Here is a 14,419-nt window from a genome sequence, read left to right on the forward strand (position 1 = left end):
GAGAAGGTGAGCGCGCCGAGGACGGCGGCGGAATCGGCGACCCACCCGAAGATCCCGCCCTGGGAGGCGATCATGGCCAGGCCCACGCGCTGGAACTCCGGGAAATACGAACCGACGCAATCGGAGACGACCAGGCATTCGTAGCCGCGGTCATTGGCCTCGCGCACCGTGGTGTGCACGCAGACCTCGGTGGTGACACCGGTGACCAGCAGTGAGCGGATGCCCTTGCCCTCCAGCACATCCGAGAGTTCGGTGGCGTAGAACGCGCCCTTGCCGGGCTTGTCGATCACCACTTCGCCCGCCAGCGGCGCGAGTTCGTCGACGATGTCGTGGCCGTATTCGCCGCGGATCAGAATCCGCCCGAACCGGCCCGGATCGCCGATGCGCTGGGAGGGGTTGCCGCGCAACAGTTTCGCGGGCGGGCAGTCCGACAGGTCGGGCAGATGGCCTTCGCGGGTGTGGATGACGGGAATGCCCGCGGCCCGGGCGGCGGTCATGAGCGCGGACAGCGGTTCGATGACGGTGCGCAGCAGCGCCACGTCATTGCCGAGGCTCTCGCCGAAACCGCCGGGGAGCAGGAAGTCGCGTTGCATGTCGATGACCAGCAGGGCGAGGGTGCTCGGGTCGAAGGTGAAATCGGTGGGCTGTGCCGGAATGTGGTGCGCTGCCGTCATGGTCGTTCTTTCTGTACGAGACGGAGGTTCGGGTGGCGTGGCTCGTCGAGGGCGGCGCGGCGCGGCTCGTCGAGCAGGCGGGCGGCCGCCGCGAGCACGGTGTCGTCGGCGAGGGCCGGTCCGAAGACCATGGCCGCCAGCGGGCGGCCGTCCGCGGTCATACCAACCGGCACCGAGATCGCCGTGAGATCCAGCAGATTCCCGAAATGGGTGTAGTGACCGAGGGTGGTGTTGGTGGCGATGGGATCGGCCAGTACCTGTTCCACGGTGAAGGTGGTGCCGAGGGTGGGGACCACCATCACGTCGAAGTCGGTCCACATCCGTGCCACCGTGGCGCGCAACTCCTGCAGCCGCTGCTGCGCGCGGAAGACATCCACGGCGGTGAATCGGAAACCGCCGGTGAGGATTTCGCGGATCACCGGCAGAATCGACTCCGGCTGCGCGGCCAGGAACGCCTCGAACTCCACCAGCCGCTCGGCCACCCACGGCCCCTGATAGAGCAGCTCGCCCGCCGCCAGGAAGGGTTCCAGCGTGGTCGGCACGCAGTCGAATCCGAGGCGCGCCAGCCGATCCCGCACACCCAGATGCGCGGCGCGGAACAGGTCGTCGCCGAAGAACTCGAGCTCGGCCACATCCGGCAGTCCGACCCGCACCGGCCCGCCGCCGAACCGCGGCCCACGCGCCCGGCTCCACGGATCATCCGGATCCACGCCCGCGATGACCTCGAACACCCGGTCCAGATCCTCCACGGTGGTCGCCATCAGCGTCAGGCAGTCCAGCGACTTGCAGGCTGGAACGAGGCCGACCGTGCTGATCAGGCCGCGCGAGGGCTTCCAGCCCAGGATCCCGTTGAGCGCCGCGGGCACCCGGCCCGACCCGGCCGTATCGGTCGCCACGCAGAACGGCACCTCACCCAGCGCGACCGCGCGCGCCGAACCGGAACTGGAGCCGCCGCAGATCAATTCGCCGCCGAAGACGCTGCGCGGAATCGGATACGGCGTGCGGGTGCCGTTGAGCCCGGTCGCGAACTGGTCCAGATTCGTCTTGCCGACGAACAGCGCGCCCGCGTCCAGCAGCCGCCGCACCGCGGGCGCGGTCTCGGTGGCGGTATAGGCGAAATCGGGACAGGCCAGCGTCGTGGGCCAGCCCGCCACATCGATGGAATCCTTCACCCCGAACGGCACGCCGTACAGCGGCAGTGTGCGCGCCCCGGGGCGGCGCTCGATCTCGGCCGCGTCGGCCAGCAGCCGCTCGCGGGGGACCGGCGTGATCCAGGTGCCGTCCGCGCCGCGCGCCGCGATGGCGTCGGCGACCCGCGCGGCGGTGTGCGTCGGTGAGCCGCTGCCGCTCTCGTGCGAGGCCAGAATCTCCGCGACCGTGGGACCGGGGTTCAGCATCTGTCGATTGTCGACAGAATGTGTGAATTCGGCGGTGTCGCAATGTATCCGCTGTGTTAGCGGATGTCGAGATCCAGATAGGCGCGTTCCCCGTGCCGCAGCAGGGCGGCGCTGGCGTGGGCCGCGTCCCCGGTCTCCAATGCCGCCAGCAGCTCAGCATGTCGGCGAACACCGTTGCGGCGCTGCGCGATCCGCGCCTCGGTGCGCAGATTGCGGGCCATCGGCAATTGCAGCTTCAGCAGGATCGGTTCATAGGCCAGATCCAGCTGCCGGTTGCCCGCCAGCGCCACGATGGCGGCGTGGAAGCGTCGATGGGCATTGTCACGCTCGAACAGATCCTCCGCGGCGTCGGCCGCCCGCATGTCCTCGAGCGCCGTCCGCACCGCGTGCAGCGGATCACCCTCGGCCGCAAGCGGGAACGCGGACTCGATGGCATGTCGTTCCAGCACCCGCCGCAGTTCGAACAGCTGCAGAATGTCGGTCTCCGACCACACCGCCACCCGGAACCCGCGCCGCGGCAGATGCTCGATCAACCCCTCCTGGGCCAGCAGCCGCAGGGCCTCCCGCACCGGCGCGCGACTGGTCCCCAGCCGTGCGCACAGCGCCTCCTCGCCGATCCGCTCCCCGGGTTCGCGCTCCCCGCTGAGCACCTCGGCCCGCACCTGCCGCGTCGCCATCTCCACCAGGCTCGGCGGCAGCACCGCCCCATTCATCCGCGACACCATTCCACGAGATTATGCCGAGCGGTTCGTCACGGCCCGTTAGGCCCGGTGCGGGACCCGGTGCGGCCGGGCGGATTACGGCGAGGCGGGTGTCTGGTCGAGATCGGCGATGAGGTCGAGGGCCTGGGCGAGATTGGTGAGTTTGGCGTCGAGGGTGTCGCCCGCGGGGTAGAGGCGGACGGTGTCGACGCCGACGTCGCTCCAGGTCCGGAGGCGGCGCTTCACCATGTCGGGAGTGCCGATGAGAGTGGTCGCGAGGATCATGTCGTCGGTGACGAGTTCGGTTGCGCCGGTGCGGTCGCCGGATTGCCAGCGTTCGCGGATCGCTTCGGTGACCTCCGCCCAACCTTGGCGGGCGTAGGCGGCGTTGTAGAAGTTGGTTGTCGCGCTGCCCATGCCGCCGATGCTGAAGGCCAGCTCCGGTTTCCGGCCCGCGATGTGGCGGGAGACCGCTTCCTCGTCGTCGAAGAGGGCGACTTCCGCGCCCTGGCAGACGTCGATGTCGGCGCGGGTGCGGCCGGCGGCTGTCAGGCCCGCGTCGAGATGGTCGAAGTAGGCGTTGGAGCCCTCGGGAACGAAGCTGGTGCCCAGCCAGCCGTCGGCCAGTTCGCCGGTGAGTTCGAGCATCTTCGGGGACATGCTGGCGATGTAGATGGGGATGTCGGTGTTGGCGGGCATGGACAGGCGCATCGGTTTGCTGTTGCCGTCCAAGGGGATTCGGATGGTCTTGCCCTGGAATGAGATCTTCTCACCGGACCACGCCCGGCGGATGACGGTGATGGTCTCGCGCATGCGGGTCAGCGCCCGGGCGAAGGGGACGCCGTGCAGGCCCTCCATGACCTGCGGGCCGGACGCGCCGAGGCCCAGCAGGAAACGGCCGCCGGACAGTTCGGCCAGGGTCAGGGCGGCCTGGGCGATGGCGACGGGGGAGCGGGTGCCGAGCTGGATGATGCCGGAGCCCAACAGGATTCGTTCGGTGCGGGCGGCGAGATAGCCCAGCGCCGAGGGTGCGTCCGAACCCCAGGCCTCGGCGACCCAGCAGATATCCAGGCCCATGGTGTCGGCCTCGCGGACGAAGTCGACGACCTGCCGGGAGTCGCGGGAGAATTCGACGGTGGTGGCGGTGCGCATCAGCGGGTCGCCTCCTCGGCGCGGCGCTTGATCTCGGCGACCACGGTCCGCATGGCGGATTCGAATTCGCGCATGCGGACGAAGACGATCTTCTCCTCCTTCTCCGGCATGGCGTCGATGGCGACGCTCAGGCCCGAACGGCCCGGACCCATGCGGACCCACTGCCGCAGCGCGGTGCCGCCGTTCACCGGATCGAGGGTGAAACGCCAAGTGGCGGAGGGATTCTCGGGATCGGCGACCGCCCAGGCGAAGGCACGCGGCGGATCCCATTCCACGACATGGGAGGTCGTCGACCACTCACCGAGGGCCTCGTGCCGGCTGGTGCCGACGAACATGGCGCCCACGCCGGGCCGGGTCTCCGGCGAAACCCAGTGCGCCGCTTGCAGTTCCTCGCTCAGCTCCGGCATCAGCGTGATATCGGAGACGAGCGCCCACACCTGCTCGGGTGGCGCGTCGATCCAGATCTCGGCCTGTGCTGTCGGTCCGTCGGCGTACTTCGCGCCCGTCCACTCCATGCACTGGATGGTTACATGAATAGACTACGCAGGTCAACGCTGGTTATTTGGCTTCCTGCCGGGCGAAGCGCGCCACGATGTCGGGTCGTTCCCGCAACCGCTCGGGATAGCCGGGGCCCATGCGCAGGCGCGATTCCTCGATCGGCACCGGCTGCTCGCAGTGCTCGCACACCACCTTGAGCTGGGTGTCGTGACCGCAGGCGGTGTGGTTCAGCACGACCGGCGGGCCGTCCGCGTCGGCGAGCCAGCGGTCACCCCAGCGCGACATCACCATGAGCACATCCCAGAAGTCGCGGCCCTTCTCGGTGAGCACGTACTCGTACCAGACGGGTTCGCTGTGATATGGCCGCTTTTCGAGCAGCCCCTCCTCGACCAGCCGCTCGAGGCGATCGCTGAGCGTATTGCGGGCGATCCCCAATTCCTGCTGAAACTCGCCGAATCGCTTCACGCCGTAGAACGCCTCGCGCAACACCAGCGGGGTCCACCAGTCGCCGAGCAGATCCATGGTCCGGGCCACCGAGCAGGGCCATCGCGCGAAGGACGTACGCTTCATTCCCCGAGAATACTGGTCTCGCAACAGGACCGGGTCGGCCGGCATCGGTGCAGGTCCCGGGTGTCGCGGAAGGAATGACTGCTATGCGGATGGGGATCTCCACCCCGGTGGTGCTCGATATTCCGGGGCGCTCGGCCGCCTGGGAGCGGGAGGCCGGGATCGCCGAGATCGCGCGGATCGCCGAGACGGCGGATCGGCTGGGGTTCGATCATCTGACCTGTAGCGAACACGTTGCGGTGGCGGAGCATTCGGGGTCGGCCATGCTGGGCGGGTCGCGGGGCACACGGTACTGGGATCCGCTGGCCACGCTCTCCTACGTGGCCGCGCGGACGACGCGAATCCGGTTGTGCACCAGTGTGATCGTGCTCGGCTATCACCATCCGCTGGCCATAGCCAAGCGGTACGGGACCTTGGACGCCATCAGCGGGGGACGGGTGGTGCTGGGCGTCGGGGTGGGCACCGCACGGGAGGAATTCGAGCTGCTGGGCGCGTCTTTCACCGATCGCGGCCGCCGCGCCGACGATGCCATGGCGGCCTTGCGTGCGGCACTCGGGCAGCGCGAACCGAAGTATTCGGGCACGTACTACAGCTTCGAGGGCCTGGTGGTCGAACCGCATGCCGTGCAGCAGCGCATGCCGCTGTGGGTCGGCGGGGTCAGCGAGGCGGCCTTGCGGCGGGCCACCAGGCTCGGCGACGGCTGGATCCCGGCCGGGCTGGACGCGGCGAATTTGCGGCAGCGTCTGGACGGAGTCGACTGCGGCGCACCGGGATTCGAGGTGATCGTGGGAACCGCGGGACGCATCGATCCGATGGCCGAACCGGCCCACGCCGAACAGGTGCTGGGCGAGCTCGCCGACGCCGGTGCGACGATCGTGCAGCCGCGGGTGCGCCACGAATCCCTCGCGCAGTACCTGGATCAGCTGGCGGCGCTGGCGGAGCTGAGGTGCTTCGACCCGGCGTGAGCTCAGTTCGGGCGGTGCAGCCGGATCAATTGTGAGGCCATGGCTTTCGCGCGTCGCGCCGCCTGTCGATCACCCTCCGCGGCGGCCACGATCGCGCCCTTCATCAGGATGTGCCAGCAGCGCGCGAAATTGTCGACGTCGGACAATCCGGCGCGTTCGGCGCGGGCGGCCACGATATCGCGAATGGTCTGCAGGTGTTCGATTCCCGCCCGCCCCAGCGGATGATCCGCGCCCATTTCCAGCAGCACATTGATGAACAGGCAGGCATCGAAATCGGCGGCGGCGATCCATTCGTCGAACACGTCGAAGATGGCCAGCAGCTGTTCCTCGGGTGTCGTGCCGCGCAGCCGCGACTGCTCCTCGATGAGGCCGAAGGTCCACAGCCGCTCGCGGCGCTGCAGCACCACCGTGACCAGCTCTTCCAGTGTCGGAAAGTGTTCGTACAGCGTGGCCTTCGAGACGCCCGCCCGCCCGGCGATCATGTCGGACGTCACCGCGCGCACCCCGGTCCGGGTATAGAGTTCGTAAGCGGCGTTCACGAGTTGATCGCGTATTCCGACAACCGTGTTCTTACTGGTCGTCATCTCTGAATTCTAGTCAGATCCACCTCGGAGCGGGCGGTACCGGAGTGGCTCGCCCGGCGGTCAGCGCGGTTTTCTCGGCGGGAATCCGGCCGCTGAGCCAGGCGAGCAGATCGGCTTGCGGGCCGACGATTTCGACGACGGCGGTGCGCCGCTCGCCGGTGAGGTCGCGGTGGAAATCGGAATCGGTGGCCCGTAGCACGAGACTCGGATTGCCGGACTCGGACCGGATCATTGCGTCCGCGATATCGTCGAGAATCCAGCGGGCCGCCGGCTCGGGGATATCGGCGAAGCAATACCCGGCATTCAAATCCGCGTGATGGATCTCCAATTCGCGCAGCCGCATCGGCACCAGTGTTTCCGGAGTCCGGAGTTCCCCGGTGCGCGGGCGCACCGCACGCTCCCACGCCTCGGGCGTCAGCAGCCGCACCGCCTCCGCGAACCGCTCGGCACCGGCCACCACATCGGCCAGCTGCTCGGCCACCGGCCGCCGCGCACCCGCCTCGATCTCCGCCGCCCGCGCCGCCATGCTCGGGTACTGCGGCGTCTCCACCCCGGTCCGCGCCCAGGTCAGCAATCGCACCAGGCTGTCGCCCGCCCGGCAGACATGGGCGAGGACATGGCCCCGCGTCCACGGCGGAATCAGCGAGTCACCGCCGAGCTGCGCATCGGTCATCGCCTCGACGGTCGCGAGCAACCGCTGCGTGGACGCCTCGATCGGTTCCAGCCAGCCCACACCCAAGCCCGTCACGCGCCGAGGTCCTTCCGATAGATGATCTTGGTTCGGTCTCAGCCTAAGGCTCCTCGGCAACGAATGACGCTGGCGCGGAAAGATATACGACTCTCGCGGGTCCGGCCCGGGTGATCCGGCGGTGGAAAGCCGTCAGGGTGACGCCCGCCACGGTCCTTGACTGAAAATTCAGTCAGGATTATGTTTCCTCGTGTCCGACCACCGAGGAGACGAGCACCATGCGACGACGCGGATTCATGCGATCCGGGCTACTGACGATGAGCGGGCTGCTGCTCGCGGGCTGCGAGGGACCCGTCTCCTCGTGGTTCAGCGGCGATACGAGCAGTAAGTCCGACGACGGCCGTTCCTGGGTGATGCCCGACGAGGGCGCGCCGCACAAGAGCACCTGGATGGCCTTCGGCGCGAGCGAGGCCATCTGGGGCAAGCAGCTGCTGCCGCAGGTGCGCCAGAACCTGGCGACCATCGCCGCCACCATCGCCCGCTTCGAGCCGGTGTCCATGCTGGTACGCCAGGACGAACTGGAGATGGCGCGCAACCTGCTCGGCGGTGCGAATGTCGAGCTCATCGTCAGCGAGATCGACGATCTGTGGATCCGCGACACCGGACCGGTGTTCGTGAAGGGCAACGGCACCAAGGCCGGTGTGGACTTCAACTTCAACGGCTGGGGCGGCAAGCAGCAGCACCGCCGCGACAGCAAGGTCGCCACCTTCGTCGACGGCCGCGCCGGCGTCGAGACCGTGCACACCGATCTGGTGCTCGAGGGCGGCGGCATCGAGGTCGACGGCGAGGGCACCGCGATCATCACCGAATCCTGTGTGCTGAACAACAATCGGAACCGGGGCTGGAAGAAATCGGATGTGGAGGCCGAGCTCGAGCACCTGCTCGGCATCAAGAAGGTGATCTGGCTGCCGGGCATCGCCGGGCACGACATCACCGACGGGCACACCGACTTCTATGCCCGCTTCGCCCGCCCGGGCGTGGTGGTCGCGGCGCTCGACGACAACGAGGAGTCCTTCGACTACGACGTCACCCGCCGCCACCTCGACCTGCTGCACAATGCCGTCGACGCGCAGGGCCGCCCGCTCGAGATCGAAACCCTCGAAGCGCCTTCGGAATTGCGCTACAAGGGCGCGGGCGACGACTTCGCGGCCGGGTACATCAACTTCTACGTCTGCAACGGCGGCGTCGTCGCCCCCGAATTCGGCGACGCCTACACCGATGCCGCGGCCAAGAACACGCTGCAACGCCTGTTCCCGGATCGGCAGGTGGTGCAGATCAATATCGACGCCATCGCGGCCGGCGGCGGCGGTATCCACTGCACCACGCAGCAGGAACCCGTCGACTGAGACCACCGCACAGTCGCTCTAGAGTGAGGAATCGTGTCAGACCGTCAGACCCAGATCCTGGAAGCCGCCGTCCGAGTCATCGCGCAGGACGGGGTCCGCGGATTGCGAGTCGAGAAGCTGGCCGCCGCGGCCGGGGTGTCCACCGCGCTGATCTACTACCACTTCAAGGATCGCGCGGGCATCCTGCGCGCGGCCCTCGCGCACATCAACCACCGCGCCGAGGCCTACACCGAGCGCGCTTTCGCCGATCTCGACGAGCCGCGCGCGCAGGTCGAGCACATGCTGCTGCTGGAACTGCAGGACGTCGACGAGGTCCGCGAGAACAGCGTCGCCTGGGGGGAGCTGCGCGCCAGCGCGGTGTTCGATCCCGCACTGCGCGAACCGCTTCAGGCCAGCACCGGGTCCTGGAACTCCGATGTGGAGACCCTCATCCTGCACGGTCAGGAAACCGGTTCCATCGCACTGGAACTCGACGCCGCCGCCGTGGCGGAACGGCTCACCGCGCTGGTGGAGGGGCTGAGCGAACGCTGGCACAGCGGCTCGCTCACCCTCGACCGGGCGCGGGAGCTGCTCAGCGGCGCGATCGCCGCCGAGCTGGGTGCGCGCTAGCTCTCAAACCTTCTTGACCACACTCGATTTCAACTGCATCGCGCCGATTCCGTCGACCTTGCAATCGATGTCGTGATCGCCCACACCCTGGACCAGGCGGATATTGCGCACCTTGGTGCCCGCCTTGATGCCGGTCGGGCTGCCCTTCACCTTCAGGGACTTGATGACGGTGACGGTGTCGCCGTCGGCGAGCACATTACCGACCGCATCCCGGATCACGCCGTCGTCGGCCGCGCCGGATTCGGCCTCGAGGGTCCATTCGTGCGCGCATTCGGGGCAGGTCAGCAATCCGCCGACCTCGTAGGTGTATTCGCTCGAGCAGGCGGGGCAGGGCGGCAGGGTGTCGGTCACGATCTGCTCCTTACTACTGGTTGAGGCGGTCACTGATTCAAGAAGCCGATGATGGTGCGGTTGACCTCGTCGGGCTGTTCGAGATAGCCGTAGTGCCCGCACTTCTCGATCTCGACGAAGCGGGCGCCCGGAATCGCCTCGGCCACCTCGCGGCCGAAAATCGGTGGCAGCATGCGATCGTCGGCGAATCCGACGACCAGGCTCGGGACGGTGATGCGGGCGTAGTCGGCCAGCCGATTCTGCGAGCGGTCCATGCGCATCTGCGCCAGCACGCCGGGCGCGGGCGTGGCGCTGGCCGAGTACTCGAAAATGTCGAGCCACTGCTGCGCGGACTCGTCGGATTCGAGGGTGTGCGGGGACAGGTTCAGCATCGCCTTGATCGCGGCCGCGTACTCCGGCGGCAGCTTCACACCCTGTGCGGCCAGCGCCTGCTCACCCTTGTTCAGCGTGCTCGCCAGCGGATGCGGCCGCCCGGTGGTGGCCAGCATGACCGCTTTGCGCACCAGCTCCGGCCGGGCCAGCGCCAGCTCCTGGGTGACCCGCGCGCCGAGCGAGGTGCCCACGACATGCGCCGGCGCGCCGAGCAATTCGATGAGCGCCGCGGTATCGGCGACCAGATCCTCGATCCGCATCCCGTGCGCGCTCTCCTCCGACGGCGCGATCCCGCGATTGTCGAAGGTGGCGACCCGGAAACCCGCCTTCACCAGTGCCGGAACCTGATAGGTCCGCCAGACCCGGCCCGGGCTGCCGGTGCCCATGACCAGCACGACCAGGGGTCCGGCGCCGGTGACGTCGTAGTTGAGGCGAATCCCGTTGAGGGTGGCGAGGGGCACGGTGGATCTTTCTGTAGGGCGGTCCACAGGACGACCGAAGGTATCAGTTGATTGTCCTGCTTGCTAAACTCTGCAACTGTGCCAGGTATGCAACGGCCGCTCTATCAAATGAAGGCGGACTTCTTCAAGACGCTCGGCCATCCCGTTCGCATCCGGGTCCTGGAGTTACTGAGCCAGCGTGAACACGCGGTCTCGGAAATGCTCGCCGAGATCGGTGTCGAGGCGGCGAATCTGTCGCAGCAGCTGTCGATTCTGCGTCGTGCCGGGCTGGTCACCGCCCGCCGTGAGGGTCTCTCGGTCACCTACGCCCTGACCTCACCCCAGGTCGCCGAGCTGCTCGCGGTGGCGCGCGTTATTCTCACCGGCGTCGTCACCGGCCAGGCCGAGGCGCTCGAACAACCCGCCTAACCAGCCCCCTCCCATTCGGAGGGGGTGCCTTGACCTCGTTGCTTGCTTGTTTTCTAAACTACAAACCTAGTTTTTTCGTGAAGAGAGGCTCGCCGTGCCCGAACGCGCCACCACCCTCGCCACCGCCGTGGTTCCGACCGACCATCCCGGCATCACCGCCTGGGTCGCCGAGATCGCCGAACTGACCGCACCCGAGCGCATCGTCTACTGCGACGGATCGCGGGAGGAGTGGGATCGCCTCACCGCCGACCTGGTCGCCAAGGGCACCTTCGTGCCGCTACCCGCCAAGCCCAATTCGTTCTGGTGCGCCTCCGATCCCGATGATGTGGCGCGGGTGGAGGATCGGACGTTCATCTGCTCGGAGTCCGAGAGCGATGCCGGGCCCACCAACAACTGGGTGGATCCGGTCGATATGCGCACGGTCATGACCGAGCACTACCGGGGCGCGATGGCCGGGCGCACCATGTACGTGATCGCCTTCTGCATGGGGCCTTTGGATGCCGCCGAGCCGAAATACGGTGTGCAGATCACCGATTCGGAGTACGTCGCGGTATCGATGCAGATCATGACGCGGTCCGGCGGGCAGGTGTGGGACAAGCTCACCGACGGCACCGAATTCGTGAAGTGCCTGCATTCGGTGGGCGCGCCGCTGATGGCGGGGCAGGCCGATGTGCCGTGGCCGTGCGACAAGACCAAGTACATCGCGCACTTCCCCGAGCGTCGCGAGATCTGGAGCTACGGTTCGGGTTACGGCGGCAACGCGCTACTGGGCAAGAAGTGCTTCGCGCTGCGCATCGCCTCGGTGCTGGGCCGCGACGAGGGCTGGCTGGCCGAGCACATGCTGATCCTGAAACTGACCTCGCCGCAGGACAAGACGCACTACATCGCCGCCGCCTTCCCGTCCTCGTGCGGCAAGACCAATCTCGCCATGCTCGAGCCCGCCCTGCCCGGCTGGAAGGCCGAGACCGTCGGCGACGACATCGCGTGGATGCGCTTCGGGGCCGACGGGCGGCTCTACGCGGTGAACCCGGAGGCCGGATTCTTCGGAGTCGCACCGGGAACCGGCGCGAAGACCAACCCGAACGCCATCGCCACCATCGACGCGGGCAACTCGATCTTCACCAATACCGCCCGCACCGACGACGGCGACATCTGGTGGGAGGGCCTCACCGACCAGCCGCCCGCCCACCTCATCGACTGGCACGGCCACGATTGGACGCCCGCCTCCGGAACCCCTGCCGCGCACCCGAATTCGCGCTACTGCACCCCGATCGAGCAGTGCCCGTCGGTGGCCCCGGAATGGAACGACCCGCGCGGCGTGCCGATCTCGGCGCTGTTCTTCGGCGGCCGCCGCGCCACCACCATCCCGCTGGTCACCGAATCCTTCGCCTGGGCGCACGGCGTGTTCACCGCCTCGGTGCTGTCCTCGGAGACCACCGCGGCCGCCGCGGGCGCGGTCGGCGTGGTGCGCCGCGATCCGATGGCCATGCTGCCGTTCCTGGGTTATCACGTGGGCGACTACTTCGCGCACTGGCTGGCCATGGGCGAGCGCCGGGGCGCGCGGCTGCCGAAGATCTTCCAGGTCAACTGGTTCCGACGCAGTGCCGACGGCAAGTTCCTGTGGCCCGGCTTCGGTGACAATGTCCGCGTGCTGAAGTGGGCGCTCGAACGCCTCGACGGCGAAGCCGAGGCGGTGCGCACCCCCATCGGCTTCGTGCCCACCCCGGATTCCCTCGACCTGGACGGCCTGAGCGAGGGCTATCGCGGCCTGATCGATGCCGCGCTCGAGGTGGATGTGGACGAATGGGTGCGCGAGCTCGAGTCGATCGACGAGTGGTACGCCGGCATCGGCGGCAACCGCCTGCCCGACACCCTGCGTGCCGAGCTCGCCGCGTTGAAAATCCGCCTGGCCGAAGCACTCTGACCGTGGCCTCGCTGCTGCCGTCTCGCGCGGAATGGAAACCCGCGCTGCGTGCCCCGGGCGCGGATCTGCTGGCCGGACTGGTCGTCGCGCTGGTGGCGTTGCCGCTGGCGCTGGGCTTCGGGATCAGCTCCGGACTCGGCGCGGCCGCCGGACTCGCCACCGCCGTGGTCGCGGGCGCGCTCGCCGCGGTCTTCGGCGGCTCCCGATTCCAGGTGAGCGGGCCGACCGGGGCGATGACGGTGGTACTGGTGCCGATCTTCCACCGGCACGGAGCGAGCGGGGTGCTGGCCGTGGGGCTGCTGGCCGGGCTCGTGCTGGTGGTGCTCGCGGTCGCCGGGGTCGGGCGCGCGGTGCGCTACATGCCCGCCCCGGTGATCGAGGGTTTCACCGCGGGCATCGCGGTGGTCATCGCGCTGCAGCAGTTCCCGTCGGCGCTCGGGATCGCGCACGCGCACGGGGAGAAGGTGTGGCAGTCGGCCTGGGATGCGGTGCGGCAGTTCGCGTCCGGGCCGCACTGGATGTCCCTCGCCGTCGCGCTGCTGGTCGCGGCCGTGCTGCTGATCGGCGGCCGATACCTGCCGAAGCTGCCGTTCGCGCTGCTGGCGGTGGCGCTGGCGACGGTGGCGGCCAAGCTGTTCCATCTCGACGTGGCGCTGATCGGCACGATTCCGTCCGGATTGCAGGCTCCCACACTGGGATTCGTGCACCTCGACCAGCTGGGGTCGCTGCTCGCCCCCGCGCTGGCCGTGGCCGCGCTGGCGGCGCTGGAATCGCTGCTCTCGGCCACCGCCGCCGATTCCATGGCCGTGGGCACCCGCCACAACCCGGACCGGGAACTGTTCGGCCAGGGGCTGGCCAATATCGCCGCGCCCCTGTTCGGCGGCGTGCCCGCCACCGGGGCCATCGCGCGCACCGCGGTCAACGTGCGCTCCGGTGCGCGCACCCGGCTGGCCGCGCTGACCCACGCACTGGTGCTGGCCGCCATCATCTATCTGGCCTCGGGCCTGGTCGCCTGGATTCCCTTGGCGGCCTTGGCCGGAGTGCTGCTCGCCACGACGGTGCGCATGGTGGAGACCGCCTCGCTGGCCGCCATCGCCCGTGCCTCCAGGGGTGACGCCGCCATCATGGCCATCACCTTCGTGGTCACCGTCGCCATGGACCTGGTCACCGCCGTGGCCGTCGGCGTGGGCATCGCGGTGCTGCTGGCGCTGCGGTCGGTGGCCAAAGAGGCCCGCCTGCAGCAGATTCCGCTCGACGACGCCGACCATCTCGCCGAGGAGCACCGGCTGCTGCACGACCACATCGTGGCCTACCGCCTCGACGGACCGCTGTTCTTCGCGGCCGCGCACCGGTTCCTGCTGGAACTGGCCGAGCTCTCCGATGTCCGGGTGGTCATCCTGCGCATGTCCCATCTCACCGCCCTCGACACCACCGGCGCGCTCACCCTCGAGGACGCCGTCGGCAAGCTCGAACACCGCGGCATCACCGTGCTCCTCTCCGGCCTGCGCGAGGACCACCGCCGTCGGCTCGCGGCCATCGGCGCGCTGCCGGGAGCGGGTCACCTGTTCGAGCACACCCCCGACGCCATCGCCGTCGCCCGCGCCCTCGTCTCCAGCCCCGCCGAAAGCAGTCCCCGATGACCAACCCCACCCAGCCCAATCC

General features: G+C 68.6%; 16 protein-coding genes. 6 read left to right on the forward strand and 10 right to left on the reverse strand.

Features of this window, described 5'->3' with window-relative positions; genetic code table 11:
• From ACAM49_RS32920 to ACAM49_RS32945, 6 genes are all read right to left on the reverse strand, one after another.
• A partial coding sequence (locus ACAM49_RS32920) for a cysteine hydrolase family protein (protein ID WP_369639453.1) occupies positions 1-674 on the reverse strand: 674 nt, incomplete at its 3' end.
• Positions 671-2,071, reverse strand: a complete 1,401-nt coding sequence (locus ACAM49_RS32925) for an allophanate hydrolase (RefSeq protein ID WP_369639454.1) — start codon at positions 2,069-2,071, stop codon at positions 671-673. The genes ACAM49_RS32925 and ACAM49_RS32920, both read right to left, overlap by 4 nt.
• A 56-nt stretch (positions 2,072-2,127) precedes the next feature.
• A complete protein-coding gene (locus ACAM49_RS32930; protein ID WP_369639455.1) occupies positions 2,128-2,784 on the reverse strand; it encodes a GntR family transcriptional regulator in 657 nt (218 codons plus the stop codon).
• Positions 2,785-2,868: 84 nt separating this feature from the next.
• Positions 2,869-3,924, reverse strand: a complete 1,056-nt coding sequence (locus ACAM49_RS32935; protein ID WP_369639456.1) for an LLM class flavin-dependent oxidoreductase — start codon at positions 3,922-3,924, stop codon at positions 2,869-2,871.
• Entirely contained in the window at positions 3,924-4,439 is a 516-nt protein-coding gene (locus ACAM49_RS32940) for an SRPBCC family protein (protein ID WP_369639457.1), read from the reverse strand. The genes ACAM49_RS32935 and ACAM49_RS32940 overlap by 1 nt, the downstream gene beginning before the upstream one ends.
• 43 nt (positions 4,440-4,482) lie before the next feature.
• Positions 4,483-4,992 carry a winged helix-turn-helix transcriptional regulator gene (locus ACAM49_RS32945; RefSeq protein WP_369639458.1) on the reverse strand — a complete coding sequence of 170 codons (510 nt, stop codon included), beginning with the start codon at positions 4,990-4,992 and terminating at the stop codon, positions 4,483-4,485.
• A gap of 74 nt (positions 4,993-5,066) precedes the next feature.
• Between ACAM49_RS32945 and ACAM49_RS32950 the strand changes: the two genes are divergently transcribed.
• Positions 5,067-5,954, forward strand: a complete 888-nt coding sequence (locus ACAM49_RS32950; protein WP_369639459.1) for a TIGR03619 family F420-dependent LLM class oxidoreductase — start codon at positions 5,067-5,069, stop codon at positions 5,952-5,954.
• Positions 5,955-5,956: 2 nt separating this feature from the next.
• Here ACAM49_RS32950 and ACAM49_RS32955 read toward each other — a convergent pair whose 3' ends face one another.
• Both ACAM49_RS32955 and ACAM49_RS32960 read right to left on the reverse strand, forming a co-directional pair.
• The gene (locus tag ACAM49_RS32955) at positions 5,957-6,538 is read right to left on the reverse strand and encodes a TetR/AcrR family transcriptional regulator (protein WP_369639460.1); all 582 of its coding nucleotides are present in this window, start codon (positions 6,536-6,538) and stop codon (positions 5,957-5,959) included.
• A gap of 13 nt (positions 6,539-6,551) precedes the next feature.
• Positions 6,552-7,286 (reverse strand): maleylpyruvate isomerase family mycothiol-dependent enzyme, encoded by a 735-nt coding sequence (locus ACAM49_RS32960; RefSeq protein WP_369639461.1) that lies wholly within the window; start codon positions 7,284-7,286, stop codon positions 6,552-6,554.
• Between the two features lie 218 nt (positions 7,287-7,504).
• Here ACAM49_RS32960 and ACAM49_RS32965 point away from each other — a divergent pair, with 218 nt between their 5' ends.
• Both ACAM49_RS32965 and ACAM49_RS32970 read left to right on the forward strand, forming a co-directional pair.
• Positions 7,505-8,632 (forward strand): agmatine/peptidylarginine deiminase, encoded by a 1,128-nt coding sequence (locus tag ACAM49_RS32965; RefSeq protein ID WP_369639462.1) that lies wholly within the window; start codon positions 7,505-7,507, stop codon positions 8,630-8,632.
• 33 nt (positions 8,633-8,665) lie between these two features.
• On the forward strand, positions 8,666-9,241 hold the full coding sequence (locus ACAM49_RS32970; protein ID WP_369639463.1) for a TetR/AcrR family transcriptional regulator: 576 nt from the start codon (positions 8,666-8,668) through the stop codon (positions 9,239-9,241).
• Positions 9,242-9,244: 3 nt separating this feature from the next.
• On the opposite strand, the gene ACAM49_RS32975 is transcribed toward ACAM49_RS32970, so the two are convergent.
• Positions 9,245-9,592 (reverse strand): zinc ribbon domain-containing protein YjdM, encoded by a 348-nt coding sequence (locus tag ACAM49_RS32975; protein ID WP_040816219.1) that lies wholly within the window; start codon positions 9,590-9,592, stop codon positions 9,245-9,247.
• Between the two features lie 29 nt (positions 9,593-9,621).
• Entirely contained in the window at positions 9,622-10,425 is an 804-nt protein-coding gene (locus tag ACAM49_RS32980) for an alpha/beta fold hydrolase (RefSeq protein ID WP_369639464.1), read from the reverse strand.
• A gap of 87 nt (positions 10,426-10,512) precedes the next feature.
• On the opposite strand from ACAM49_RS32980, the gene ACAM49_RS32985 reads away from it, so the two are divergent.
• The 3 genes from ACAM49_RS32985 to ACAM49_RS32995 all read left to right on the forward strand — a co-directional run bounded on the left by ACAM49_RS32985 (position 10,513) and on the right by ACAM49_RS32995 (position 14,397).
• Positions 10,513-10,833 (forward strand): ArsR/SmtB family transcription factor, encoded by a 321-nt coding sequence (locus ACAM49_RS32985; RefSeq protein WP_369639465.1) that lies wholly within the window; start codon positions 10,513-10,515, stop codon positions 10,831-10,833.
• Between the two features lie 94 nt (positions 10,834-10,927).
• Positions 10,928-12,757 carry a phosphoenolpyruvate carboxykinase (GTP) gene (locus tag ACAM49_RS32990; RefSeq protein ID WP_369639466.1) on the forward strand — a complete coding sequence of 610 codons (1,830 nt, stop codon included), beginning with the start codon at positions 10,928-10,930 and terminating at the stop codon, positions 12,755-12,757.
• Positions 12,754-14,397, forward strand: coding sequence for a SulP family inorganic anion transporter (locus tag ACAM49_RS32995; protein ID WP_369639467.1), 1,644 nt, complete (start codon positions 12,754-12,756; stop codon positions 14,395-14,397). Before ACAM49_RS32990 ends, ACAM49_RS32995 begins: the two co-directional genes overlap by 4 nt.
• The last annotated feature ends 22 nt before the right edge of the window (positions 14,398-14,419 follow it).

This window comes from Nocardia sp. JMUB6875 (genome assembly GCF_041154655.1).
Taxonomy (GTDB): Bacteria; Actinomycetota; Actinomycetes; order Mycobacteriales; family Mycobacteriaceae; genus Nocardia.